We start from the raw sequence: 24,682 nt of genomic DNA, 5'->3' as shown, positions 1-24,682 counted from the left end.
TCTGACGAGTCAGGCGACTGCCTGCATCTGGTTGCTCATGGCGATCTCGGCGCGACGGCGCTTCTCCGCCTTGGCCATCAGATACCAGCTGCCGAAGGTAAAGAGCGATACCGACAGCAGGATCAGGCTGGCCACCGCGTTGATCTCGGGTTTAACCCCGAGCCGCACCGCCGAGAAGACCTCCATCGGCAGGGTGGTGGAGCCCGGGCCGGAGACGAAGCTCGCCAGCACCAGATCATCCAGCGACAGGGCAAACGACATCATGCCGCCAGCCGCCAGCGAGGGGGCGATCATCGGGATAGTGATCAGGAAGAACACCTTCCACGGCTTGGCGCCAAGATCCATGGCCGCCTCCTCTATGGAGAGATCCAGCTCCCGCAACCGCGCCGACACAACGATGGCTACGTAGGCGGTACAGAAGGTAGTGTGCGCGATCCAGATGGTCAACATGCCCCGCTCGGCGGGCCATCCCACCAGCTGGGCCATCGCCACGAACAGCAGCAGCAGCGACAGACCGGTGATCACCTCGGGCATCACCAGCGGTGCCGTCACCATGCCACCGAACAGGGTTCGACCACGGAAGTGGGGAATTCGGGTCAGCACGAATGCCGCCACCGTCCCCAGCGCCACCGCGGCGATCGCGGTGTAAAAAGCGATCTCCAGCGAGCGGAACACGGATCCAATCAGCTGCTTGTTGTCGAGCAGGCCGAAGTACCACTTGAGCGACCAACCGCCCCACACCGTCACCAGCTTGGAGGCGTTGAAGGAGTAGATCACCATGATGATCATGGGCAGGTAGATAAACAGCAGCCCAAGCCAGAGCATCAGCTTGGCAAAACCGAAACGTCTCATCATGCCTTGCCCTCCAGCTCTTTGGCCTGGTTACGGTTGAAGAGGATGATCGGAATGATCAGCACCGCCAGCATCACCACCGCCAGTGCAGAGGCGACCGGCCAGTCGCGGTTGTTGAAGAACTCCTGCCATAGCACCTTACCGATCATCAGGGTCTCCGGGCCGCCCAGCATTTCCGGAATAACGAACTCCCCCACCACCGGAATAAACACCAGCATGCAGCCGGCGATAATGCCGTTTTTGGAGAGCGGCACAGTGATCTGCCAGAAACGGGTCAGGTTGCGGGCCCCCAGGTCGGAGGCCGCCTCCAGCAGGCTCTGATCGTGTTTGACCAGATTGGCGTAAAGCGGCAGCACCATGAAGGGCAGATAGGAGTAAACGATGCCGATATAGACCGCCAGGTTGGTATTGAGGATCTGCAGCGGTTCGTCAATCAGCCCGATCCCCAGCAAGACGCTGTTGAGCAGGCCGTTGTTACTGAGGATCCCCATCCACGCATAGACCCGAATCAGAATGGCGGTCCAGGTCGGCATCATGATCAGCAACAGCAGAACGGTCTGGGTCTCCTTGTTGGCCCGAGCGATGGAGTAGGCCATCGGATAGCCAATCAACAGGCAGAGCAGGGTGCTGACGAAGGCCATCTTGAGGGAGCCCAGATAGGCTGCGATATAGAGCTCATCCTCCTGCAGCAGCAGGTAGTTCCCCATATTGAGCAGGATGGTGAGCTGATTGTCGGCCCAGCTCACCACGTCGGTGTAGGGCGGGATCGCCACATCCGCTTCCGCAAAACTGATCTTTACCACTATGACAAAGGGCAGCAGGAAGAAGAGGAACAGCCAGAAGAAGGGGATGCCGATCACCAGCCGGCGCCCTCCGCCCCGCTTCAGTCGTTGCAAGATCTTCATGATTGCAGCACCACGCCGCTGTCATCTTCCCAGTAGAGGAACACCTGGTCATCCCAGGTTGGCCGCTTGCCGTGGCGTTCGGCATTGGCGATGAAAGCCTGAACGATTTTGCCCGAGGGCAGCTGGATGTGGTACACCGAGTGTCCGCCCAGATAAGCGATGTCATAGACCTCGCCCTTGGTCCAGTTGAAGTCCGGATGCTCGATTTCGGCCGGCTTTTGCAGGCTCATCAGCAGCTTCTCCGGCCGCAGGGCGTAGGTCACCTTCTTGTTCTCGGCACGGGAGCTGATGCCGTGGCCCACATAGATGGGCTGCTCCAGATCGGCACAGGCGATGATGGCGTGGTCCTGCTCATCCTCCACCAGCAGGCCGTCGAACAGGTTGACGTTGCCGATGAACTCGCACACCAGCCGACTGGCCGGGGTTTCGTAGATATCCATCGGGCTACCGATCTGCTCAATACAACCGTGATGCATGATGGCGATCCGCTCCGCCATGGTCATGGCCTCTTCTTGATCGTGGGTCACCATGACACAGGTAACCCCGACCCGCTCGATGATCTCCACCAGCTCCAGCTGCATCTTGGAGCGCAGCTTCTTGTCGAGCGCCCCCATGGGCTCATCAAGCAGCAGCAACTTGGGACGTTTCGCCAGCGAACGGGCCAGCGCTACCCGCTGGCGCTGGCCACCGGAGAGCTGGTGCGGCTTGCGACGGGCATACTGGGTCATCTGTACCAGCTTGAGCATCTCTTCGACACGGGCGTCGATCTCGGCCTTGGGCAGGCCATCCTGCTTGAGACCGAAAGCAATATTCTGTGCCACCGTCATATGGGGAAACAGGGCGTAGGACTGGAACATCATGTTGATGGGGCGTTCATAGGGGGGCATGTCGGTGATATCCACCCCGTCGAGGAACAGACGCCCTTCGGTCGGGCGCTCGAACCCGGCCAGCATCCGCAGCAAGGTCGATTTACCGGAACCGGATCCTCCCAGCAGGGCGAAGATCTCCCCCTTATGAATATTCAGGGAAACATTATCGACCGCCAGGGTTTCATCGAACTGCTTGCTAACCCTGTCTATTTTTACCAGCACTTCTTTGCGTTGCTGGCTGCCCTCAAGGGCTTTCTTGTAGGCACTGGAGGCTATCGCCATTACCAAACTCCCTAACGTGATACTGGCCTCACGGCCAATCCATAAAAGCGATTTGGCGCCCCAGAGCGGGCACCAAGGTCAGGTACCGGACTTGATCTTGCTCCAACTCCGGGTGATTTGACGCTGTACCGCGCGGGAATGTGCCTCCTGCACATAGAGCCGCTCCAGCACAGCCTGAGGCGGATAAACCCCCTCATCATTGCGCACCGTCTCATCCATGAACTCGCCAGCCTTGGCATTGGGATTCGCATAGCCCACATAATTGCTGACCTTGGCGATCACCTCGGGCTGCAGAACATAGTTGATGAGAGCATGTGCCTCTTTGACATTGGTGGCATCAGACGGGATCGCCATCATGTCAAACCAGAGATTGCCCCCCTCTTTAGGAATGCTGTAGGCAATCTTCACCCCCTTGCCGGCCTCGTCGGCACGGGCTGCCGCCTGCAAGATGTCGCCGGAAAAGCCCGCTGCCACACAGATATCGCCGTTGGCGAGATCACCTATGTATTTGGAGGAGTGGAAGTAGGCCACATAGGGGCGCACCTTGAGCAACTGCGCCTCGGCGCGCTTGATATCGGCCGCGTCCTGGCTGTTGGGGTTCAGTCCAAGGTAGTTGAGGGCAGCCGGGATCATCTCGTCTGCCGAGTCGAGGAAGGCGACGCCGCAACGGGAGAGCTTCTCCATGTTTTCCGGCTCGAAGATGGCCGCCCAGGAGTCGATCTTGTCGACCCCCAGCACCGCCTTGATTTTGTCGACGTTGTAGCCGATGCCGTTGGTTCCCCACAGATAGGGCACCGCGTACTGATGGCCCGGATCCACCTTCTCGAGCTGCTTGAGCAGCACGGGATCCAGGTTGGCCAGATTGGGCAGCAAGCTCTTGTCCAGCTTCTGGAAAGCCCCCGCCTTGATCTGCTTGGAGAGGAAATTATTTGAGGGCACCACCAGATCGTAACCGGTCCGTCCGGTCAGCAACTTGCCTTCCAGGGTTTCGTTGGAGTCAAATACGTCATAGACGGTCTTGATCCCGGTCTCCTGCTGGAAATCGCTGAGGGTGGTCTCGCCGATATAGTCAGACCAGTTGTAGAAATGGAGCACAGGGGCTGCCTGGACTGCATTCGCCAATCCCATGGTCAGCGCTATGGTTAGCAATCTGGTTGTATTCACGGTGTCAGTTCTCCTGTTCAGTGGTTGACCGTCTGCGCATCCATTCGCGCGGCCCATCCGGATGGATGGCATCACTACCCTCCCGGCCGAACTGCGGACCGGGAGGGGTATTCGTTACTTACCGGACTTGATCTTGGTCCAGCTGCGGGTCATCAGACGCTGCACCTTGGCCGGCAGATCCGGGAAGGTGTAGATCTTCTGCAAGGTTGCAGAGTCCGGATAAACCCCCGGATCGGTACGGATCGCCTCGTCAACCAGCGGGGTCGCAGCCTTGTTGCCGTTAGGCGCCTGCACCTGATTGGTGATGTTGGCGATCACGTCGGGCTTCATCAGATAGTTGATGAAGGTGTGGGCCGCCTCGACGTTCTTGGCATCCGCCGGGATGGCGATCATGTCAAAGAAGCTGCCTGCCCCCTCTTTCGGAATGGTGTAGGTAAGTGCCACGCCATTTTTGGCTTCCGCCGCCCGCGCCTTGGACTGCTGCAAATCCATGGAGTAACCGACAGCAACACACAAGTTGCCGTTGGCCAGATCCGAGATGTACTTGGAGGAGTGGAAATAGGCGGTATAGGGACGAATGGAGAGGAACAGCTCCTCGGCCTTCTTCAGCTCGTCCGGCTTCTGGCTATCCGGTTTGAAGCCCAGATATTGCAGGGCGGCCGGTAACATTTCGGTCGGCGAGTCGAGGAAGGAGACGCCGCACTCCTTCAGCTTGGCCATGTTCTCCGGCTTGAACACCAGATCCCAGGAGTTGAGCGGCGCATCGGCCCCCAGTACGGCCTTCACCTTCTCGGCATTGTAGGCATAACCGATGGTGCCCCACAGATAGGGGATGGAGTACTGGTTGCCCGGATCGCTCGGGTCGAGCGCCTTGAGCAGGTCGGTATCCATATTTTGCCAGTTGGAGAGCTTGGACTTGTCCAGCTTCTGGAACACGCCAGCCCTGATCTGTTTGGCCAGGAAGGGGTTGGACGGCACCACGATGTCGTAGCCGGATTTACCAGCCAGCAACTTGGCTTCCAGTACCTCGTTGCTGTCAAACACGTCATAAACCACCTTGATGCCCGTCTCCTTCTGGAAGTTTTCCAGGGTATCCGGGGCGATATAGTCGCTCCAGTTGTAGACGTGCAACACCTTCTCTTCAGCCATTGCTCCGGCACTTGCCATGACCAGAGCCACAGAGGCAGCGATCACTCCCGTTTTGAAAGACATCATCCTTGTCTCCTAAGCAAATTGTATGCGCATGCCAACCTGCCTGGCGGCAGCTATCCCTTCAGCTTTGCAGCCGTCAGATCCAGACTGAGCCTGGCTAGCTTGACCAATTCATCAACCTGTTCCTCGGTGATCACCAAGGGGGGCGATATGATCATGGTATCGCCTACCGCCCTCATCACCAAGCCATTGTTAAAACAGAATTCCCGGCAAGTCATCCCGGCATTGGCATGGGCCGGGAAACGCCGGTTGGTCTGCTTGTCCTGGACGATTTCCAGGGCTGCGACCAGCCCGCGGCCACGGGTTTCACCCACCAGCGGGTGGTCAGCCAGCTCTGCCCAGCGGCGCTGCAAATAGGGGCCGATGGTATCATGCACCCGCTTAACTATGCTCTCCTTTTGCATAAGCTGGATATTGGCCACCGCCACCGCGCAAGAGACCGGATGGCCTGAGTAGGTGAAGCCGTGGTTGAACTCGCCCCCCTCTTCCACCAGCCCCTTGGCAACCCGGTCACTCACCATCACAGCGCCGAGCGGCAGATAACCGGAGGTAATCCCCTTGGCCAGACACATCAGATCCGGCTTGATGCCAAACCCTTCGCTGGCAAACCAGTGGCCGGTACGGCCAAAGCCGCAGATCACCTCGTCGGCTATCAGCAAAATGCCGTAGTGATCGCAGATGCGCTGGATCTCCGGCCAGTAGCTGTCAGGCGGAATGATGACACCGCCCGCCCCCTGGATCGGCTCGCCGATAAAGGCGGCCACCTTGTCCACCCCCAGCTCCAGAATCTTCTGCTCCAGCTGACGGGCCCTCTCCAGCCCAAACTCGTGGGCACTCATCCCCTGCCCCTCACCGAAGTGGTAGGGCTGGTCGATGTGCACTATGCCGGGAATGGGCAGACCACCCTGGGCATGCATCCCTTTCATGCCACCCAGACTCGCCCCCGCCACGGTGGAGCCGTGATAGGCGTTGTGGCGGCTGATGATCACCTGTTTTTCCGGTTGCCCCTTGCTGGCCCAGTAGTGGCGCACCATCCGCAGCACGGTGTCGTTGCACTCGGAGCCGGAGCCGGTAAAGAAGACATGGTTGAGATGGGATGGCGTCACTTCGGCCAGCAGGGTGGCCAGCTCGATCACCGGCGGGTGAGCGGTCTGGAAAAAGAGGTTGTAGTAGGGGAGCTGCTCCATCTGTCTGGCCGCGGCATCCACCAGCTCCTGCCGGCCATAACCCATGTTGACGCACCAGAGCCCCGCCATGCCGTCCAGAATGCGCTTGCCTTCGGAGTCTTCCAGATAGACGCCACTGGCTTTGGTGATGATACGGCTGCCCTTCTTGTTCAGAGCCTGAAAGTCGGTAAAGGGGTGCAGGTGGTGGCTGGCATCCTGCTGCTGCCACTCACGGGTAGTCTGTTGCATTGTTAGCTCCTCGGTTCCTTCGATTTAGCTGGTTCTGTTCGTCAATCATCAGGAAGGCTGCCACTCCCGCAATCACCGCCACTTTCGCGTGGACTGCGGCATGGCCTGCTCCTCACATCCTTCAATTCGAGCCAAAAACTGTTATCAACCATGCAACCAGAGCGGTGGCGAGCCAACTTCCGCTCACAACCATCCGCAGGCGGAGGCACTCCTCCATCCCGTATTACCGGTTACAGGCAGGGGAGGCAGCCTGCCTCCCCGATTCGGACGATGCGTGGCCGGCACGCATCCGGGTCAGACGTTCAGCAGCAGGAACTCTCGCTCCCAGCGGCTGATCACCCCGAAGTAGGTCTCGTACTCTTTGCGTTTGACCGCGACAAAGGCGCGTGTAAAGCGCTCCCCCAACATCTCCTTGATCGGCTCGCACTGTTCGAGATGGCTGAGCGCCTCCTCCAGCGAGCGGGGCAGACTGTAGGGCAGGTCGTAGGCGCTGGATTTCATCTCCTGCATGGGCTCCAGCTTCTCCATCATGCCGAGATAGCCGCACGCCAGGGTGGCGGCCAGCGCCAGATAGGGGTTGGCATCGGCACCGGCGAAGCGGTTCTCCACCCGGCGGGCACTCGGGTCGGAGAAGGGTACCCGCAGACCACAGGTGCGGTTCTCGACACCCCACTGGACGTTGCGTGGCGCGCTCTCACCGAAGGTGAGGCGGCGGTAGGAGTTGACATTGGGAGCCAGCAGGGCTGTCACCGCCGGGGTGTACTTCTGCAGACCTGCGATGAAATGCATGAAGAGTTCGGAGTTGCCGCCATCCGGGGTACCGAACAGATTTCGACCGTTCATATCCTCCAGACTCTGGTGGATGTGCATGGCGGAGCCCGGCTCGTTGCTCATCGGCTTGGCCATAAAGGTGGCGTAGATGCCGTGGCGATGGGCCGCCTCACGCATGGTGCGCTTGAAAAGGAACACCTGATCCGCCAGATCGATGGCATCCCCGTGCAGGAAGTTGATCTCCATCTGGGCAGCACCGGACTCGTGGATCAGGGTATCCACCTCCAGCTCCTGCGCTTCGCAGTAGTCATACATGTCTTCGAAGATGGGATCGAACTCGTTGACCGCATCGATACTGAAGGACTGGCGAGCTGTCTCGGGACGGCCGTTGCGCCCTACCGGCGGCATCAGCGGATAGTCGGGGTCTTCGTTGCGGGTGACCAGATAGAACTCCAGCTCGGGCGCCACCACCGGCTTCCAGCCCTGAGCCTCGTAAAATGACAGAACCCGACGCAGTACGGAGCGAGGTGCAATGTCGATCAGCTTGCCGTTGACGTCGTAACAGTCATGGATAACCTGAGCGGTAGGTTCCAGCGCCCAAGGGACGAAACGGATGGTGTTGGGGTCAGGATAGAGCTGCATGTCCCGCTCCAGCGGATCGATCATGCTGTCGTCATCCGGATATTCGCCGGTCACTGTCTGGGTGAAGATCACCTCGGGCAGACGCATGCCCCCTTCTCGCAAAAACTTGTTGGCTGGGATGATCTTGCCCCGGGCGTTGCCGGTGAAATCAGGGAAGAGACACTCCACTTCCGTGATGCGATTGCTCTCCATCCAGCCCTTGATACTGTCCATGTTAAACCCCGACTCTACGGTTGCCATTGGCAAGGGTGTCTAATATATGGAACACCCTTGTTATCAAATTGTAATCAACACCACCATAAAAGCCCGCTATCAGGGGTAATGTCAAGCAGTGGTGTTTAAAAAACTATAAATAACGGCGCATATAATGACCAAGTCGGCACCAAATACTAAACACTCGTGGTCTCGCCTCTCCCCAGTGCAAAGCCGGTGCCAACCGGCCAAAACCAGATGTCAGATCCCGTCAGATCAGCCGCTAAAGGGGCCATTTTTTTGCAAAGGCGCACAATCCCTGTCCTATTTGCTTTGCTTGGCTGCTTTTTTTTGGTACAAGGCCCGCCCTGATTTGCACTCTCTTGCATGAAAACGGTGCAAATCAGACGAGAAGGGCTTGGTCTGCAGGCAGACAGCCCCCATAAACAGGGATAATTGGGTTAGTAAACTGACTGGTAGTAAATCGTATGTGTGATTTCATGACTGAAGACCAACTGGCCTTTTACAAGGGGCAGATCGAGCGGCAGATCGCCGAGCTCGAAGAGCGCCTGAACTCCCAGGCCAGCCAGGCCATCGCCACCGACACCAACGAGATGGCCGATGAAATTGACCGTGCCAGTATCGAGGAAGCCCGCCGTCTGGAGCTGAACCGCATCGAGCACGACAAGCTGCACCTGCGCAAGCTGAGGGGCGCATTGAAGCGAATGAACGATGGAGATTTCGGTTACTGTGAATCTTGTGGTGACGAGATCTCTCTCAAGCGGCTGCAAGCTCGTCCAGAGTCCCGTTTCTGCGTCGAATGCCAGAGCACCAAGGAATTTAACGATACCCACGTGTTCCGCCGCGTCGCCTGATTCTTCGAAGAACCGTCACCATTCAGGTGCAACAGACGCCAGCAAGGCTGGGCCCGCGCTCAACCTTGCACAACGCCTCGCAGCAAGATGGTGACAAGTTCTGTTAGACTCCGGACACCTTCCGGAATCTACAGGAGAATAGAGAGTGAAATGGCTCATCAAACTGTGTTTGTGCCTGCCACTGCTGGCACAAGCACAGGTTCTGACGGTCAAGGTTCCCAGCCGTCCCGTCAACAATCTTGATCAGGAGTACCAGCTCAAACTGCTGGAACTGGCCCTGACCCGCTCCGGACAACCCTTTCGCATCCAGCCTGTCGAACTCGACCTCAACCAGTTCACCCTTCAGCAGCAGCTGAGCAAGGGCAAGACCATCAACGTCTTCTGGATGGGTACCTCCAGCGCACTCGAATCCTCCCTGATTGCCGTCCCCATTCCGCTGTTTCGCGGACTGGAAGGATTGCGGCTGTCGTTCATCCACGCGGATGCCCAAGAGAAGTTCAACCAGATCAATACTCTGGCCGACCTCAAACAGCTGAAGGCGGCGCAAGGGGTCGGTTGGGCCGATAACAAAATTCTGGAAAATGCGGGCATCCCGACCTTCTCCGGCCGCTACAGCAGCTTGTTTCGCCTTATCAACGACGGCGACAAGATCGACTTCTTCCCGCGCGCCCTGGTAGAGATCTTCGCCGAGCGCAGCGAGCTGGTGGCGCAGTATCCCAACCTCGCCATCGAGCAACATCTGCTGATCCGCTACCCCTTCGCCCAGTTCTTCTTCGTCAGCCCCGAATACCCCAAGCTGGCCAAGGCGATTCAGACCGGGTTGGAGCGGGCCTATGCCGATGGCAGCTTTATGAAGTTCTTCCATGACAACCCCAAGATCCGCGAAGCACTGGCCAGCGCCAACCTCGATCAGCGGGTCACCATCGCCCTGCCCAATCCGGACATGACCCCGTTGCTAAAATCCATTCCGGCCCAATATTGGGATTATCCACCACAGGGATAAGCATCCCGAGCGCCTGACCATGAGGGTCAGGCCGCGAGAACACAGTGCGCCAGGGAGGAGCCATGAAGGGAATCCAGGAGTGGTTTGTGGAGTACGGCCAGAGCCATCGCCATCCGATAAACGTCGCCATCCACAAACTGGCGGTGCCGGGCATCTATCTCTGCTCGCTGGCGCTGCTCTGGTGTCTGCCGCTCGGGCCCTTGCCAGAGCCCCTCAACTGGGCGGCAGTGGCGGCCATTCCGGTGCTGCTGTTCTATCTGCAACTGTCGTTTTCGCTGTTCGCGGGGATGGCGGTGCTGACCGCGCTCGGGCTGGCCTTCTGCCACCAGTGGCAGGGGCCGCTGCTGTGGCCCGCGGTGGCGGCGTTCGTGATTCTCTGGATAGCCCAGTTTGTCGGCCACAAGATCGAGGGCAAACGCCCCTCCTTCCTCGCCGACCTGCAATTTCTGCTGATAGGCCCCGCCTGGGTGCTCGCCAGCCTCTATCGTCGCCTGGGCATTCCCTATTGAGGAGTGCCGGGCCAACAGGAGAGACCATGACACATAACCACACGCGACATAATGCCCTGCGCCGCGCCCTGCCCCTGCTGCTGGGGGCCCTGTTTGCCGGCCCGGCGCTGGCCGACAAGGCCGACCCGGTCGGTGAAGTGAGCACCGCCTTCAAGCTGTTTGGCCCCAACCACAAGATCCTGGTGGAGGCATTCGACGACCCGCGCATCGACGGTGTCGCCTGCTATCTGGCGCGCCCCAAGACAGGTGGCGTCAAAGGTGGGCTGGGACTGGCGGAAGATCCCTCCCACGCCTCCCTGTCGTGCCACCAGATCGGCCCCATCACCCTGCCCGAAAAGCTGAAAGCGGGGGAAGAGGTGTTCGATGTCAGCACTTCGCTGGTGTTCAAGGAGCAGAAAGTGGTGCGTTTTTACGACAAGAAACGCAATGCACTGGTTTACCTGACCTACAGCACCAAACTGGTGGATGGTTCGTACAAAAGTGCAGTCAGCGCCGTTCCCATCATGCCGTGGGGACAATAACCAGCCGGTTTGTCCGGTGATAGCTGACCCATTTTGTTGTAATTTGACGACACACACGCTGCGGAGCACATACCATGAAAGTCGCCGTATTCAGTACCAAGAGCTATGACAAAGAGCATTTCAACCAGGCCAACAGCCAGTACGGCTTCGACCTGGAGTTTTTCGATGTGCGGCTGGAGGCCAAAACGGCCCGACTGGCTCACGGCTTCCCAGTGGTGTGTCTGTTCGTCAATGACGATGCCGACCGCGAGGTATTGACCGAACTGGCTGCCAACGGCACCCAGGTGATCGCCCTGCGCTGCGCCGGTTACAACAACGTGGACCTGGCCGCGGCCAAAGAGCTGGGGCTGAAAGTGGTGCGGGTGCCCGCCTACTCCCCCGAGGCGACCGCAGAACACGCGGTCGGCATGATGATGTGCCTCAACCGCCGCATCCACAAAGCCTATCAGCGCACCCGCGACGCCAACTTCTCGCTGGAGGGGCTGGTCGGCTTCAACATGCATGGCAAGACCGTTGGCGTCATCGGCACCGGCAAGATCGGTCTGGCCGCCCTGCGCATCCTCAAGGGCTTCGGGGTTCGCCTGCTGGTCAACGATCCTTACCAGAATCCGGCAGCCATCGAGCTGGGTGCCGAGTACGTGGATCTCGATACCCTGTTCCGCCAATCCGACATCATCAGCCTGCACTGCCCGCTGTTCAAAGAGAACTACCACCTGTTGAACAAGGAGGCGTTCGCCAAGATGAAGGACGGGGTGATGATCATCAACACCAGCCGTGGCGGTCTGCTCGACTCCAACGCCGCCATCGAGGCGCTCAAGACCTCCCGTATCGGCGCACTGGGGCTGGACGTCTACGAGGAGGAAGAGGATCTCTTCTTCTCCGACAAGTCCAACGAGGTGATCACCGATGACGTGTTCCGCCGCCTGTCTGCCTGCCACAACGTGCTGTTCACCGGCCATCAGGCGTTCCTGACCCGCGAGGCGCTGCACGCCATCGCCGATACCACCCTCGGCAATATCCGCGCCATCGAGATCCAGGGCCGCTGCGACAACGAAGTGGAATAAGGGCTCGCCCTCTCTTCGTCACGCGCCGGGTTGTGAGACCCGGCGCCTTCGGGTAGGCTAGCCCCCCTTTTTTATTCAGGAGTCTGGCGCCCATGTTTATCGGATTTGATTACGGCACCTCCAACTGTGCCGTGGCCGTGATGGAACAAGGTAGCCCCAGGCTGCTGAATCTTGGCGCATCCCGCTATCTCCCTTCCACCCTGCATGCGCCCCACCGGGATGCTATCGCCGGTCTGTTGGCCGAAGGGCTGGCACCCGCCCAGCAGGCGGAGTACCTCAAGCTACGTGGCCCCGTGGTCACCCGCGCCCAGACGGTTCGCCGCCAGATGCGGGAAGAGGGGCTGATCGACGAGCTGAGCTTTGGCGGTGCCGCGCTGGAGCGCTATCTGGAAGAGCCGGACGACGGCTACTACATCAAATCGCCGAAATCCTTTCTCGGCGCCTATGGCCTCAAGGCCCCCCAGATCGCCCTGTTTGAAGACATCGTCTGCGCCATGATGCTCCACGTCCGTCAGCAGGCGGAACAGCAGCTCGGCGCCCCGATCCGCCAGGCGGTGATCGGTCGCCCGGTCAACTTCCAGGGCCTGGCGGGGGAAGAGAGCAACCAGCAAGCTATCGCTATCCTGACCGAGGCGGCCCGTCTGGCCGGTTTCGAGCAGGTGGAGTTCCTCTATGAGCCGGTGGCCGCCGGGTTTGAATTCGAGGCGCGCCTCACCGAAGACGCCGTGGTACTGGTAGTAGATATCGGCGGCGGTACCACCGACTGCTCCATGCTGCGGATGGGTCCGAGCTACCGCGATCAGCTGGATCGCAGCGGCGATCTGCTCGGCCACAGCGGCCAGCGGATCGGCGGCAACGACTTCGACATCCGCCTGACGGTGGAGGGGATGATGCCGCTGCTCGGCATGCACGAGACCCTCAAGACCGGCAAGCCGCTGCCCCATCCGCTGTTCTGGGATGCGGCCGCCATCAACGACGTAAGTGCCCAGAGCCGCTTCTACAGCCTCGACACCGCCCGCCAGCTGCAGGATCTGCAGCTCGACAGCCAACCCGGCAGCAAGCTGGGACGTCTGGCCAGCCTGCGGGCCCACAAGCTGAGCCACCAGCTGGTATGGCGTGCCGAGCAGGGCAAGATCGCCCTCTCGGAGCAGGAGCTCAATCGCCAGTCGCTGGCCGAGCTGGAAAAAGGGTTGGAAGCGGAGCTGACCCGCGAACAGCTGGCCAACGCCTCGGCCCTGCTGCTGGAGAAGATTGGCGAGCTGATGGATGAGGCGATCGCCGCTGCCGGCGTGCAACCCGACCGCATCTTCGTCACCGGCGGTAGCGCCCGCTCGCCGCTGATCGCCAGCTTTATCCGCCAGAAGATCCCCTCCATCCCGCTTGAGGGTGGCGATGACTTTGGCTCGGTGGCTGCGGGTCTTGCCCGTTATGCCGAGCGGCTGTTCGCCAACTGAGCCCTGAGATAGCGTAAATCGATGGCAACATCACCCGTGTGTTGCCATTAAGCGACAGTCGTGCGGGACAAGGGGCGACAGAAGCGGTCGGTCGTCCCCTCTCCCGCCCTGCTCCCGACTGCCCAAAAAGGGTATTCTTGACGCTCCCCCAACCGGAGCCCCCTCATGCCCAGATTGCCCTTTTTGCTGATCCCCCTGTTACTGCTCGCTGGCTGCAGCTCGACCGCCTTTGTTCAGCAAGATCTGCAACACCACCACTGGGTACTGAGCAAACTGGATGGCGAACCGATCAAGGCCCCCCGCGACAATCCTCCCGATTTCGAGATCGGCGAGCACTTCACCGTCAACGGCATCGCCGGTTGCAACCGCTACTTCGGTCAGGGCCATCTGGAAGATGACAAACTGTGGATCACCAGTCTGGGCAGCACCGAAATGGCCTGCATGCCGCCGCTCGACACTATCGAACAGGCTGTACTGACCACCCTTACCGAGGGGGCGACCTTGAGCGGCACCAGTCAGAACCTGATCCTGCAGGGCAAACAGCACCGTTTGGAATACACCTTGCGCGACTGGGTGTTCTAGCGCTCACAAAGCCGCATCACAAACAGGAACATGTTGTCCGGCTGTGGCACAATATGAGGCAGAGTTCGCAACGGAGGCTGCCTCAGCCATGTCGATGGATCGCCTGTTTGACAAGATCAAACAACTCCCCACTATTCCCAAGCTGCTGCACGAGTTGATGCAGAGCTTCAACGACGAGAATGCCCGCATCGACCAGATTGCGGCCAAGATCGCCATGGACCAGGTGATCAGCGTCAAGGTGCTAAAGATGGCCAACTCGGCCGCCCTGCGCCGTGGCAACGAAGTGACCTCCATCGAACAGGCGGTGATCCGCCTCGGCTTCAACCGACTGCGCTCTGTGGTGGTCGCTTCCGGCATCATCGGCACCTTCAAGGCCCCGCCCAGCTTCGACAAGAACAAGTTCTGGACCGAGACCTTCCAGGTCGCCACCATAGCCCGGACCCTGGCGCAGGAGGCCAAGGTGCTCGACCCCGAGACCGCCTTCACCTGTGCTCTTATCCACAACATCGGCGAACTACTGATCCAGAGTACCTTGCCGGAAGAGGCGGAGCTCATCAATCTGGCGATCCAGAAGGGGAGCAGCCGGGTCGAGGCACAGCGGGAGATGCTGGGTTACGACTACGCCCAGCTCGGTGCCGAGCTGGCGCGGCGCTGGAACCTCTCCGAGGCCTTCGTCGATGCCATCTCCCAACAGCTGGATCCCCTCTCCCACGATCCGGTCAGCAAGGAGGCGGTGCTGATCCGCCTCGCCGTGTTTATCTCCTTCGCCTGGAACGCGGGAGTGCCTGCCCAGGCCATCATCGCCCGCTTCCCCAAACCGCTCGCCGACCAGTTGGGACTGGATCCCAAGTCGCTGGCAGGCCAGCTCGAAACACTGCATGAACAGGGTAATGCCCTTGCCGATCTTCTGACTCAATAAGCATCATGACCCATCCGTTTCTGTTTCATCCCCAGGTGGCGCCCTGGTTCAAAGAGAGCGCCGACGCACTGCAATTGACCCTCTTTAGCGATCTGGATGCACCGATCCGCGAGGTGTGGCTACGCCACGAGCCGGATAACGAGGAGTACCTGATCCCGATGACAGCGGTCTCCACCCGCGATCGGCTGCAGGTATGGCAGGCGACCCTGCCGCTCATCAAGGGACAGGATATCCACCTCTACAGCTTCAAATGCCTCGCCGACGAGGAGCAGTGGTGGCTGCACGGGGCGGGCGTCAGCGCGTCCATGCCGCCACGGGAACAGCATTTTCGCTTCAACAGCCTGCACCAGCCACCGGCCTGGGTGCAGGATCAGGTGTTCTACCAGATCTTCCCCGACCGCTTCTGCAACGGCGATCCGTCGCTGAGCGTCAAGCATCACGAGTACGAGTACCGTGGCAAAGCGGTGATCAGCAAGGCGTGGGGCGAGCCGGTCAGCCGTCATGAAGAGGGCCACGGCGCCTGCGAATTCTATGGCGGCGATCTGGCGGGGATCGATGCCAAGCTGCACTATCTGCAATCTCTCGGGGTAACGGCGCTCTACCTCAACCCCATCTTCGATTCGCCGAGCAACCACAAGTACGACACCCAGGACTACTTCAAGGTGGACGCCCACCTCGGCAGCAACGAGCAGTTCGCCGAGCTGACCCGCAACCTGCACCAGCGTGGCATGAAGATCATCCTCGATGCGGTGGTCAACCACACCTCTACCGAACACCCTTGGTTCTGCCCGCCACTGGGCGCCCAGAGCAACCCGGATTCGCCGTGGCGCAGCTTCTACACCTTTGATAAAGAAGGGGATTACGTCAGCTGGAAGGGCATTCGCAGCCTGCCCAAGCTCGACTTCTCCTGCGAGAAGGTGCAAGACGCCGTCTATCGGGCCGACGACGCCATCCTCCGTTACTGGATGCGCGCCCCCTACCAGATCGATGGCTGGCGCTTTGACGTCATCCACATGCTGGGCGAGCGCGGCACCGCCGAGGGCAATCGCAGTCACGTGCGCGCCATTCGCGGGGCAGTGAAGCAGGAGAACCCGGACGCCTATGTGCTCGGCGAACACTTCTTCGAGGCGAGCCAGTGGCTGCAAGGGGATCAGGAGGATGGCGCCATGAACTACTACGGCTTCGCCCATCCGATCCGCGCCTTCCTGGCGGGGCAGGATATCGCCTACCACCCCATCAAGATCAGCGCCGAAGAGCTGGATCGCTGGCTCAAGCTGGCGCGGGCCCACATCCCGTTCAAGAACCAGCTGGCCCAGTTCAACCTGCTGGACAGCCACGATACCGCCCGTTTCCTCCACCTGCTGGGTGAAGACAAGCAGCGGATGCAGCTGGCCGCCACCCTGCTGCTCACCTATATCGGCGTGCCGTCCATCTACTACGGAGATGAAGTGGGACTCTCCGGCGGCAACGATCCGGACTGCCGCCGCTGCTTCCCGTGGGATACCACAGACTGGAATCATGTGCTGCACGACCACTATCGTCGGCTGATCCAGATCCGCCGCCAGCGCCCCTCCCTGCGCCGTGGCGATATCCAGACCCTCTACGCTGGGCCCCACAGCTATGTGTTCGCCCGTACCCTGCAAAGCGATCAGGTGGTGGTGGCCTGCAACCGCCACCCGAGCGAGCCGCGCACCATCAGCCTGCCCCTGTGGCAGACCGCGAGCCCGGCCAGCCGCTTCACCGACGCCTTCAACGGCGAGAAGTTTGAAGTGGTGCAGGGCGAGGTCCAGCTGACCATTCCAGCCAACTCGGCACGGGTGCTGATCTCCAGCTGAGCGGGCAACTGACGCGCTGAAAAGCAAAACCGGAGCCCAAGGCTCCGGTTTTTTATTCCGTTCAATCCGCCATGACGTCTGGCCCCTAACCAGCCGCCATCAGTAGTTGATGCTGACGTAGGGCACTTCCGGCACCTGCCAGCGCTGCTTGAGGTAGACGGTGAGCACGAAGAAGAAGTTGGCCAACAGGTTGGCGAAGCGATAGAGAATGGGATCGAAGGCCACCTCGCTCTCTTCCAGCCGGACCAGCAGCCGCACCACCTTCTTGCTGCCGCAGCGGCACAGATGGAGGGTGGGAATGGGCTGTGGCCCCTGTGGCAGCACAAAACCTGTGACGCTGCCGCGACTCGCCTCGTTATAGTGGTCGTAACGGGCCTTGAGCCACTCAAGATCTGCATCGAAGATCCCCAGCTTGCCGCGCACCGAGCCGTTGAGATTGTAGATAAGCCGCTGCAACGCCGCGAGATCCGCCAGCATGGGCTCGGTATCGGCATCCGGCGCAAGATGTGACAGCACGGCCCCGACCTGACAGCAGAGCTCGTCCGTGGCGATTTCAAAATCACATTTGAACGAGGTTTCGAAGATAAAGGGGTAGCAGAGCTCGCGCTTGTCTCTTGGCTTCTTGGGGTTCATGGGGCAACCGGATTGGATAAAAGGCCAGTTTGCCAGCCCCGAGAAGGGCTGGCAAACGGCAGGTCATTACTTGCGTGACGCGCTGTGGCTCAGACGCGCTTGCTGGCAGGCTCGGTGGAGGGCTGGAACTGGTTGATCATCCGCAGCGCCTCCAGCATCCGCTGGTTGAAGCTGGTGAAGCGATCGACCTGCGCCGGTTCCTCTTCTCCTCTCGCCGCCAGCACGGCCGGGGTCAGCGCCTGTTGCTGGGATGGTGGCAGCAGGCTATCCGCCTGTTTCTGCACCTGATCCAGCTTGGGCAGGTAGTCGGCAAATGGCTTGATCAGATCCTGCAGGGAGTGCGCCCCCTGATAGGTCTGGCTCAGCTTGACGCTCTGCTTGAGCTTGAGGGAGTAGGAGGCCAGCTGACTGTCATCCAGCTTCAGTTCATTCGCCTTATCCAGCAGATCCTCGAAGTTGCCGGAGAAGAAGCTCCCCGCCAGCTCGTCGATCCCCTTGACCAGCTTGCCGATGGACTCCATCTCGTCGCTGCTGAGATCTCCCTCCAGCGAGAAGCTGAAGCTCTGACTCGATTTGAGGCTGAGCTGACTGCCGCTCTCATCCTTCTGGGACTTGGTCTGCCAGCTATCGTTGAATCGCAGCACCACCTTGTCGCCATCCTTGGTCTGGATCTCCAGATACCCCTGCTGGCGACTGGCCATCTCGGCCTGTCCCATGTCGGTTGGAGAGACCTTGCCGAAGAACTCCTTCTCGAACTCCTCGAGCCCTTTCTGGATCAGCTTGTAGCTCTGATCGATACCGGTTTTGATATCGTCGTTGTCAGTCGCCCACTTGCCGAGCTGCTTCTTCGCCTCCTCAAAGCCCTTGTCGACCCCCTTGCGGGCCTGCTCCATCATCCCGGTCAGGTCGTCGTCGGATTTGCCATCGGCCCGCGCGGCACCAAGCCGCCCGGTCACAAACTGCAGCACGTTGTCCGCCACCGACTGGAAGTCGAACAGGGTCTCCGGAGTGATCTCTTCGGGCTCCTTCATTTTGGGAGCCTGATAGCCCTGGCCGTTAATCTCCAGCGAAAACTGCAGCGCCTGCTGGATCAGCACCTGCGCCCACTTAGGCGGCTTGTGCAAGGAGACCTCTTCCTCGCTCTTGACCTGTTTCGGCTCCGCCTGTTGGGGCGATTTGGGAGAAACACCCACTCCCTTGGGTTGGGCTGCGCCCACGCCTTCGATCTGCATAATGTGTCCTCCCACCATGCCTGTAGATCAGCTATCGGCCTGACTGAACACTTCTTGACCACAAAATACTGGACAATCTGCCGCTGGCTTTTAAAATCGGGCCCCTTTGGGTGGCCTGTTGCCTTCCCCCGATTTCGACCCGGCCCGGCCGGTGTGCATGTGAGGTATTTATGACCCAGTCCCAACAGCCTTCCGCGAACGCTCCGGCGCCTCGAACTCCTGCCGATTATCAGGCCCAACTCGACGAAAAGCGCGCTCGCCTCACCGGGCTGTTTGCCGGCTTCACCCTTCCAGTGCTGGAAGTACACAGCTCACCGGCAGAGTACTACCGGATGCGCGCCGAATTTCGCATCTGGCACGAGGGGGACGACCTCTTCCACTGCATGTATGCCCCGGCGACCAAAGAAATTATCCGGGTCGACCACTTCCCCACTGCCAGCCGCCTCATCAACCAGCTGATGCCGGTACTGCTGGAGGGGCTGCGTCCCCATCAGGTGCTGCGTCGCAAGCTGTTCCAGATTGACTACCTCTCCACCCAGTCCGGCCAGATCATTGTCAGCCTGCTCTATCACCGCAAGCTGGAGGCCGAATGGCAACAAGCCGCCGAAGTGCTGCAGGCCGATCTGCGCGCCAAGGGGTTCGAGCTGCAGCTGATTGGCCGCGCCCACAAGCAGAAGATCTGTCTGGGGGATGACTTCGTCATCGAGCAGCTCAACGTGGCGGGTCGCCAGCTCATCTACAAGCAGGTGGAGAACAGCTTCACCCAGCCCAATGCCGCCATCAACGAGCAGATGTTGGCCTGGGCGCTGGATGTGACCAAGGGGAGCGAAGGGGACCTGCTGGAGCTCTATTGCGGCAACGGCAACTTCTCCATCGCGCTGGCGCAGAACTTCCGCAAGGTGCTGGCCACCGAGATCGCCAAGCCGAGCGTCGACTCCGCCCAGTTCAATATCGCCGCCAACGGCGTCGACAACCTGATCATCTTGCGCATGTCAGCCGAGGAGTTCACCATGGCGATGCGTGGCGAGCGGGAGTTCAACCGCCTCAAGGGGGTCGACCTCAAGAGCTACCAGTGCAACACCATCTTCGTCGATCCGCCCCGCGCCGGTCTCGATGATGCCACCGTCAAGCTGGTGCAGGAGTACGACAACATCCTCTACATCTCCTGCAACCCCGAGACACTGCAGGCCAACATGGCCGTGCTGGGCGAAACCCACGAGATCGCCCGTTTCGCCTTGTTCGACCAGTTCCCCTGGACCCATCACATGGAAGCCGGGGTCTATCTGCGCCGCAAGGCCGGTTGATTCAGGCAGACAGGAAAACAACAACAGGGCCGGATGGCCCTGTTTTGTTATTGACTGAACATCGGCCTCACTCCAGCCGGAAGTGACCCACGATCTCCCGCAGCCGGTCGTAGGTCTGCTGCATCGCCGCGGAGCTGGCAACCGTCGCTTCGCCATTGTGGGTCAGCTGGCGGATCACCTCGGCGATGGCGCTCATGTTGCGGTTGATCTCTTCGGCCACCGCGCTCTGCTGCTCCGCCGCCGTGGCGATATGGCTGATGAGACCATTGATCTCCACCACTTCCCCTGCCATCAGATCCAGCGACTCGTTGACCCTGGTGGTGTTCTCGGCCGCCCCCTGACAGCTCTGCTTGGTATTGCCCATGGCATCCACCACAGTTCGGGTGCCCCGCTGCAGACTGGCCAGCATGGTCTGGATCTCGGCTGTGCTCTGCTGGGTGCGGGCAGCGAGGGAGCGCACCTCGTCTGCCACCACCGCAAAACCGCGCCCCTGTTCACCGGCGCGGGCTGCCTCGATGGCGGCGTTGAGGGCCAGCAGGTTGGTCTGTTCGGCAATGCTGCCGATCACCCCCAGCACTGAGCCAATCTGCTGCACATCCTGCTGCATCGCCTCGATGGAGCGGGCAGTGGCTTCCACTTCATCCACAAGCGCCATCACGCTGGCCATCGCCTGATCCACCACCTGACGAGACTGGCTCGCCAGCTGCTGGCTCTGGCCGGTGAGTTGGGCGGTGCTGGCCGCACTCTCGGAGACGGAGACCGCGGTGCGGCTCATCTCGTTGATGGCGGTCACCACCTGCTCGGTCTCGCGTACATGGTCCGCCAGCAGAGACTGGGCGGCGCCGGTCTGGTTGGCCAGCCCCTCGATGCCGCTGTTGAGCTGGCCGCTCGCCTGCCGCACCTCCCCCATCATCTCCTGCAGCCGCTCGATAAAGCGGTTGATACCGGCCGAGATCTGGCCAAGGTCATCCTTGCTGGTCACCGCCAGTCGGCGGGTGAGATCGCCGCTGCCGCGAGAGAGCTCCAGCACCAGATCCCGCAGCGAGAGGATGGGGCGATAGGCCACATTGAGCGCCAGCATCGCCAGCACCATCACCACGATCGCCACGCCGCACAACGCCATGATGATCTGGCCGTTGAGGGCCCGGGTCATGGCCCGGATGTAATCGAGGTCGATGTAGCTGGTCAGCGTCCAGCTACTGCCACGAATATCCAGCTGGTTGGGGCGCGCTTCACTCTCCCCCTGCGGTTTGCTGTCATAGAGGTTGTTGCCCTGACTGTCGGCCAACGAGAAGTAGCGGCCATCGCCACTCATCTTCTCCAGCAGGCTTTTGAACTCGCTCATGTCGAGGTAGTAGAGATAGGCGGAATCGGCACCGCGCGGCACCAGAATGGTGATGACCGGCTTGCCATCCACCTGTTGCAGCGGGCTGACGGTGATCTGGTTGTTGGCGGCAGGGATCAGCTTGCGCAGGGCATCGACTTTGGCACTGTCGTTGATGACCCCGCTCACGTCGAAGGCCATGTCGCCGATCACTTTGACGATGTTGTGAAAGCCGGTCTCTTGCAGGGTCTTCTTGACGTTGGTCACCCCGAAGTTGAGGTTGGCGGCCAACAGGATTTTCTGATTGATGTCGCTGGCCAGCTTCTCTTTGACCAGGGTGATCTGCTCGGTGATGTTGTGGGTGGCCTGAGTGCGAATGTAACCACTGATGAAGTGATTCACGCTGAGCCCAGCGGTGCCGATGGTGACCAGAATGGCCAGTAGCAGCAAGAGGTAAATCTTGACCTTGAATGGCATGGGTTCCCTCCAGAAGAGAGGGCTGGCAGCGCCAACCCTCCCTGCCAATCGTTATTTCTTCTTGGCGTACTTCATGGAATCCAATGCCACCGCCAGAATGATGATGCCGCCCTTGATGATGAACTGCCAGTAAGGGCTGACCCCGATATAGGTCAAACCATAGTTGATCAGGGTGAAGATAAGTACGCCGGTGATCACACCCGCGACCGTTCCCACCCCGCCGGCAAACGACACGCCGCCCACCACGCACGCCGCGATGGCATCCAGCTCGTACATGAAGCCGAGGTTGTTGGTGGCGCTACCGATACGGCCTGCTTCCAGCATGCCGCCGAAGGCGTAGAAGACCCCCGCCAGCGCATAGATCATTACCAGATTGACCGCCACATTGACGCCGGAGACCTTGGCTGCCTCGGGGTTGCCGCCGATGGCGAAGATGTTTTTGCCAAAGCGGGTCTTGTTCCACAGCACCCAGACAAAGACGCTGGCGATGGCCGCATAGAAGGTGAGATAGGAGAGTTTGAATCCTCCTATCCGGATAAACCCTTGGGCGAAGCTGGAGAAGCGGGGGTCAAACCCGGCCACCGGCGAAGCCCCTACCGAGTCAAAGTAGAGGGAGTTGATACCGTAGACGATGATCATGGTGCCCAGGGTGGTAATGAACGGGGTAACGTTCAGGTAGGCCACGATCAGACCGTTGACCAGACCAATCAGCGCCCCCACCACACAGACCAGCAGGATCACCGCAGGAATGGGCACCTCCCCCAACGTCGGGAACACCTTGTTGACGTTGGTCAGCGCCTGCAACATGGTTGCTGCTATGAGTGCCGCTAGACCGACCTGACGACCGGCCGAGAGATCCGTCCCCTGAGTGATGATGATGCCCGCCACCCCCAGCGCTATGATGACCCGCACCGAGGACTGGGTCAGAATGTTGCTGAAGTTGGTGAGGCTCAGGAAGGAAGGCTCCTGGATCACGATGACCATGAGCAGCACCAGCAGCACCAGATAGATGGCGTTTTCCTTGAGCGCCTGCATCAGATTGAAATTTTTAGCCGACTCCATAAATGTCTTCCTGTCTCTAGAGGTACAGAGATGCCAGGCGCAGTATCTCGCTCTGGTCAGTTTCTTTGGTATTGACGATCCCGGCGACCCGGCCATTGCTCATCACCATGATGCGGTCGGTGATCCCCAGCAATTCCGGCATCTCTGACGAGATGATGATGATCCCCTTGTCCTTCTTCGCCAGCTCCAGGATGAGCTGGTAGATCTCGAACTTGGCCCCGACGTCTATGCCGCGGGTGGGCTCGTCGAGCATCAGGATCTCCGGCTGGGTCAGCAGCCAGCGACCGATGATCACCTTCTGCTGGTTGCCCCCGGAGAGGGAACCTATCTGGGTCTGCTGGGTCGGCGTCTTGACCCGCATGGAGTCGATCACCCACTGGGTATCGCTCTTCATCTTGTTGTCGCTGAGCAGCCCCATGGAGCCCTTGTAGCTGTCCATGTTGGCGATCAGGGAGTTGAAGGCGATATCGAGCCGGGAGTAGATACCGGTGGAGCGGCGCTCTTCCGTCACCAGCGCAAAGCCGTTGCGGATCGCTTCGTGGGCGTTGTGGTTGGCCACCTCTTTGCCGTGCAGCTTGATGCTGCCCTGACTGCGATCGCGAATACCGAACAGGGTCTCGACGATATCGGTGCGCTTGGCCCCCACCAGTCCGGCGATGCCGAGGATCTCCCCCTTGTGCAGGTTGAAGGTCACATCCTGAATGGAGGGCTGGTTTTTCGCCGTCAGGTGTTCGATCTCGAGGATCACCTCTTTCGGCTGGTTGGTCTTTTCCGGGAAACGCTGGGTCAGTTCACGGCCGACCATCATCCCGATGATCTGATCCATGGTCATGCCCTTGAGCGGCTGGGTTGCCACCCACTGGCCATCCCGCAATATGGTGATCTCGTCACAGAGCTGGAAGATCTCCTCCATCTTGTGAGAGATGTAGACGATGCCGCACCCCTTCTCCTTCAACTTGTTGATGATCTTGAAGAGGTGGTTCACCTCTTTCTCGGTCAGGGAGGAGGTGGGTTCATCCATGATGACGATCTTGGCGTCGTAGGAGAACGCCTTGGCGATCTCGATCATCTGCATCTGGGAGACCGACAGGGTCGCGACCTTCACCTTGGGGTCGATGTCGATATCCAGCTCATCGAAGATGCGCTTGGTGTCGTCATACATCTTGCCGTGGTCGATAAACCACCCCTTGGTGGGGTAGCGGCCGAGCCACATGTTGTCCATCACGGTACGCTGCAGCACCAGGTTGAGCTCCTGATGCACCATGGAGACGCCATTTTCCAGCGCCTCTTTCGAGGAGGTGAAGTTGATCTCCTGCCCCTTGAAGAAGATCTTGCCCTGATCCTTCTCGTAAATGCCGAACAGGCACTTGAGCAGTGTGGATTTTCCCGCTCCGTTCTCGCCCATCAACGCATGCACAGAATGAGGACGGACCCGTAAATTGACATTATCGAGTGCCTTGACGCCGGGAAAGCTCTTACTGACGTCAATCATCTCCAACAGCCATTCTGATTGTTGCTGTGTTGTCATATCAGCCATCACATCTGGTTGAAAAAAGGGCAAGGGGATCTCCCTTGCCCTGGAGG

Annotated in this window: 22 protein-coding genes; 10 read left to right on the top strand and 12 right to left on the bottom strand. The window is 59.8% G+C overall.

Annotated elements, in window-relative coordinates:
- Nucleotides 1–9: 9 nt before the first annotated feature.
- From I6L44_RS17515 to I6L44_RS17485, 7 genes are all read right to left on the bottom strand, one after another.
- Nucleotides 10–852: an ABC transporter permease subunit gene (locus I6L44_RS17515; protein ID WP_058059408.1), complete on the bottom strand. Its 843-nt coding sequence runs from the start codon at nt 850–852 to the stop codon at nt 10–12.
- Nucleotides 852–1,757: an ABC transporter permease subunit gene (locus I6L44_RS17510; protein ID WP_216952653.1), complete on the bottom strand. Its 906-nt coding sequence runs from the start codon at nt 1,755–1,757 to the stop codon at nt 852–854. Before I6L44_RS17510 ends, I6L44_RS17515 begins: the two co-directional genes overlap by 1 nt.
- The gene (potA, locus tag I6L44_RS17505) at nt 1,754–2,908 is read right to left on the bottom strand and encodes a polyamine ABC transporter ATP-binding protein (RefSeq protein ID WP_216952652.1); all 1,155 of its coding nucleotides are present in this window, start codon (nt 2,906–2,908) and stop codon (nt 1,754–1,756) included. The genes I6L44_RS17510 and potA overlap by 4 nt, the downstream gene beginning before the upstream one ends.
- A gap of 78 nt (nt 2,909–2,986) precedes the next feature.
- Nucleotides 2,987–4,072, bottom strand: coding sequence for a polyamine ABC transporter substrate-binding protein (locus I6L44_RS17500; RefSeq protein WP_201937656.1), 1,086 nt, complete (start codon nt 4,070–4,072; stop codon nt 2,987–2,989).
- 114 nt (nt 4,073–4,186) lie between these two features.
- On the bottom strand, nt 4,187–5,284 hold the full coding sequence (locus tag I6L44_RS17495; RefSeq protein ID WP_201937706.1) for an extracellular solute-binding protein: 1,098 nt from the start codon (nt 5,282–5,284) through the stop codon (nt 4,187–4,189).
- 53 nt (nt 5,285–5,337) lie between these two features.
- The gene (locus tag I6L44_RS17490; RefSeq protein WP_216952651.1) at nt 5,338–6,699 is read right to left on the bottom strand and encodes an aspartate aminotransferase family protein; all 1,362 of its coding nucleotides are present in this window, start codon (nt 6,697–6,699) and stop codon (nt 5,338–5,340) included.
- Nucleotides 6,700–6,993: 294 nt separating this feature from the next.
- On the bottom strand, nt 6,994–8,325 hold the full coding sequence (locus I6L44_RS17485; RefSeq protein WP_005342613.1) for a glutamine synthetase family protein: 1,332 nt from the start codon (nt 8,323–8,325) through the stop codon (nt 6,994–6,996).
- Nucleotides 8,326–8,792: 467 nt separating this feature from the next.
- Here I6L44_RS17485 and I6L44_RS17480 point away from each other — a divergent pair, with 467 nt between their 5' ends.
- The 9 genes from I6L44_RS17480 (at nt 8,793) to malZ (ending at nt 17,066) form a co-directional block, all read left to right on the top strand.
- On the top strand, nt 8,793–9,179 hold the full coding sequence (locus I6L44_RS17480) for a TraR/DksA C4-type zinc finger protein (protein WP_216952650.1): 387 nt from the start codon (nt 8,793–8,795) through the stop codon (nt 9,177–9,179).
- Between the two features lie 145 nt (nt 9,180–9,324).
- Nucleotides 9,325–10,182, top strand: coding sequence for a hypothetical protein (locus tag I6L44_RS17475; protein WP_216952649.1), 858 nt, complete (start codon nt 9,325–9,327; stop codon nt 10,180–10,182).
- 62 nt (nt 10,183–10,244) lie between these two features.
- Nucleotides 10,245–10,691: a DUF962 domain-containing protein gene (locus tag I6L44_RS17470; protein ID WP_216952648.1), complete on the top strand. Its 447-nt coding sequence runs from the start codon at nt 10,245–10,247 to the stop codon at nt 10,689–10,691.
- Nucleotides 10,692–10,717: 26 nt separating this feature from the next.
- Nucleotides 10,718–11,212, top strand: coding sequence for a CreA family protein (locus tag I6L44_RS17465; protein WP_005355485.1), 495 nt, complete (start codon nt 10,718–10,720; stop codon nt 11,210–11,212).
- A gap of 74 nt (nt 11,213–11,286) precedes the next feature.
- Nucleotides 11,287–12,276 (top strand): 2-hydroxyacid dehydrogenase, encoded by a 990-nt coding sequence (locus tag I6L44_RS17460; RefSeq protein ID WP_064341035.1) that lies wholly within the window; start codon nt 11,287–11,289, stop codon nt 12,274–12,276.
- Between the two features lie 92 nt (nt 12,277–12,368).
- Nucleotides 12,369–13,730 (top strand): molecular chaperone, encoded by a 1,362-nt coding sequence (gene yegD, locus I6L44_RS17455; protein WP_216952647.1) that lies wholly within the window; start codon nt 12,369–12,371, stop codon nt 13,728–13,730.
- A 165-nt stretch (nt 13,731–13,895) separates the two neighbouring features.
- Entirely contained in the window at nt 13,896–14,312 is a 417-nt protein-coding gene (locus I6L44_RS17450; RefSeq protein ID WP_064341033.1) for an META domain-containing protein, read from the top strand.
- Nucleotides 14,313–14,400: 88 nt separating this feature from the next.
- Nucleotides 14,401–15,231 carry an HDOD domain-containing protein gene (locus I6L44_RS17445; RefSeq protein ID WP_216952646.1) on the top strand — a complete coding sequence of 277 codons (831 nt, stop codon included), beginning with the start codon at nt 14,401–14,403 and terminating at the stop codon, nt 15,229–15,231.
- A gap of 5 nt (nt 15,232–15,236) precedes the next feature.
- Entirely contained in the window at nt 15,237–17,066 is a 1,830-nt protein-coding gene (gene malZ / locus I6L44_RS17440) for a maltodextrin glucosidase (protein WP_216952645.1), read from the top strand.
- A gap of 99 nt (nt 17,067–17,165) precedes the next feature.
- Here the strand turns inward: malZ and I6L44_RS17435 are convergent, their stop codons facing one another.
- Both I6L44_RS17435 and I6L44_RS17430 read right to left on the bottom strand, forming a co-directional pair.
- On the bottom strand, nt 17,166–17,699 hold the full coding sequence (locus tag I6L44_RS17435; RefSeq protein ID WP_058059398.1) for a cobalamin adenosyltransferase: 534 nt from the start codon (nt 17,697–17,699) through the stop codon (nt 17,166–17,168).
- Nucleotides 17,700–17,788: 89 nt separating this feature from the next.
- Nucleotides 17,789–18,931, bottom strand: a complete 1,143-nt coding sequence (locus I6L44_RS17430; protein ID WP_216952644.1) for a DUF5610 domain-containing protein — start codon at nt 18,929–18,931, stop codon at nt 17,789–17,791.
- Nucleotides 18,932–19,101: 170 nt separating this feature from the next.
- Between I6L44_RS17430 and trmA the strand changes: the two genes are divergently transcribed.
- A complete protein-coding gene (gene trmA, locus I6L44_RS17425) occupies nt 19,102–20,235 on the top strand; it encodes a tRNA (uridine(54)-C5)-methyltransferase TrmA (RefSeq protein ID WP_216952643.1) in 1,134 nt (377 codons plus the stop codon).
- Between the two features lie 67 nt (nt 20,236–20,302).
- Here the strand turns inward: trmA and I6L44_RS17420 are convergent, their stop codons facing one another.
- The 3 genes from I6L44_RS17420 to mglA are packed head-to-tail and all read right to left on the bottom strand — an operon-like array spanning nt 20,303 to nt 24,635.
- Nucleotides 20,303–22,036, bottom strand: a complete 1,734-nt coding sequence (locus I6L44_RS17420; RefSeq protein WP_216952642.1) for a methyl-accepting chemotaxis protein — start codon at nt 22,034–22,036, stop codon at nt 20,303–20,305.
- Nucleotides 22,037–22,087: 51 nt separating this feature from the next.
- A complete protein-coding gene (gene mglC, locus I6L44_RS17415; RefSeq protein WP_005342585.1) occupies nt 22,088–23,098 on the bottom strand; it encodes a galactose/methyl galactoside ABC transporter permease MglC in 1,011 nt (336 codons plus the stop codon).
- A gap of 16 nt (nt 23,099–23,114) precedes the next feature.
- Nucleotides 23,115–24,635, bottom strand: a complete 1,521-nt coding sequence (mglA, locus tag I6L44_RS17410; RefSeq protein ID WP_041234376.1) for a galactose/methyl galactoside ABC transporter ATP-binding protein MglA — start codon at nt 24,633–24,635, stop codon at nt 23,115–23,117.
- Nucleotides 24,636–24,682 lie beyond the last annotated feature (47 nt).

It is taken from the genome of Aeromonas sp. FDAARGOS 1414 (assembly GCF_019047065.1).
Lineage (GTDB): Bacteria > Pseudomonadota > Gammaproteobacteria > Enterobacterales > Aeromonadaceae > Aeromonas > Aeromonas veronii_A.
Note: the sequence above shows the minus strand (reverse complement) of the source record. Positions and strands in the feature narration are given on the sequence as shown.

Coding starts and splice junctions, on each gene's coding strand:
- I6L44_RS17470 (WP_216952648.1), top strand. CDS start 10,245: ATGAAGGGAATCCAGGAGTGGTTTGTGGAGTACGGCCAGAGCCATCGC.
- I6L44_RS17420 (WP_216952642.1), bottom strand. CDS start 22,036: ATGCCATTCAAGGTCAAGATTTACCTCTTGCTGCTACTGGCCATTCTG.
- I6L44_RS17515 (WP_058059408.1), bottom strand. CDS start 852: ATGAGACGTTTCGGTTTTGCCAAGCTGATGCTCTGGCTTGGGCTGCTG.
- I6L44_RS17480 (WP_216952650.1), top strand. CDS start 8,793: ATGTGTGATTTCATGACTGAAGACCAACTGGCCTTTTACAAGGGGCAG.
- I6L44_RS17495 (WP_201937706.1), bottom strand. CDS start 5,284: ATGTCTTTCAAAACGGGAGTGATCGCTGCCTCTGTGGCTCTGGTCATG.
- I6L44_RS17460 (WP_064341035.1), top strand. CDS start 11,287: ATGAAAGTCGCCGTATTCAGTACCAAGAGCTATGACAAAGAGCATTTC.
- I6L44_RS17435 (WP_058059398.1), bottom strand. CDS start 17,699: ATGAACCCCAAGAAGCCAAGAGACAAGCGCGAGCTCTGCTACCCCTTT.
- mglC (WP_005342585.1), bottom strand. CDS start 23,098: ATGGAGTCGGCTAAAAATTTCAATCTGATGCAGGCGCTCAAGGAAAAC.
- I6L44_RS17485 (WP_005342613.1), bottom strand. CDS start 8,325: ATGGACAGTATCAAGGGCTGGATGGAGAGCAATCGCATCACGGAAGTG.
- yegD (WP_216952647.1), top strand. CDS start 12,369: ATGTTTATCGGATTTGATTACGGCACCTCCAACTGTGCCGTGGCCGTG.
- I6L44_RS17430 (WP_216952644.1), bottom strand. CDS start 18,931: ATGCAGATCGAAGGCGTGGGCGCAGCCCAACCCAAGGGAGTGGGTGTT.
- I6L44_RS17465 (WP_005355485.1), top strand. CDS start 10,718: ATGACACATAACCACACGCGACATAATGCCCTGCGCCGCGCCCTGCCC.
- trmA (WP_216952643.1), top strand. CDS start 19,102: ATGACCCAGTCCCAACAGCCTTCCGCGAACGCTCCGGCGCCTCGAACT.
- malZ (WP_216952645.1), top strand. CDS start 15,237: ATGACCCATCCGTTTCTGTTTCATCCCCAGGTGGCGCCCTGGTTCAAA.
- I6L44_RS17450 (WP_064341033.1), top strand. CDS start 13,896: ATGCCCAGATTGCCCTTTTTGCTGATCCCCCTGTTACTGCTCGCTGGC.
- potA (WP_216952652.1), bottom strand. CDS start 2,908: ATGGCGATAGCCTCCAGTGCCTACAAGAAAGCCCTTGAGGGCAGCCAG.
- I6L44_RS17510 (WP_216952653.1), bottom strand. CDS start 1,757: ATGAAGATCTTGCAACGACTGAAGCGGGGCGGAGGGCGCCGGCTGGTG.
- I6L44_RS17490 (WP_216952651.1), bottom strand. CDS start 6,699: ATGCAACAGACTACCCGTGAGTGGCAGCAGCAGGATGCCAGCCACCAC.
- mglA (WP_041234376.1), bottom strand. CDS start 24,635: ATGGCTGATATGACAACACAGCAACAATCAGAATGGCTGTTGGAGATG.
- I6L44_RS17445 (WP_216952646.1), top strand. CDS start 14,401: ATGTCGATGGATCGCCTGTTTGACAAGATCAAACAACTCCCCACTATT.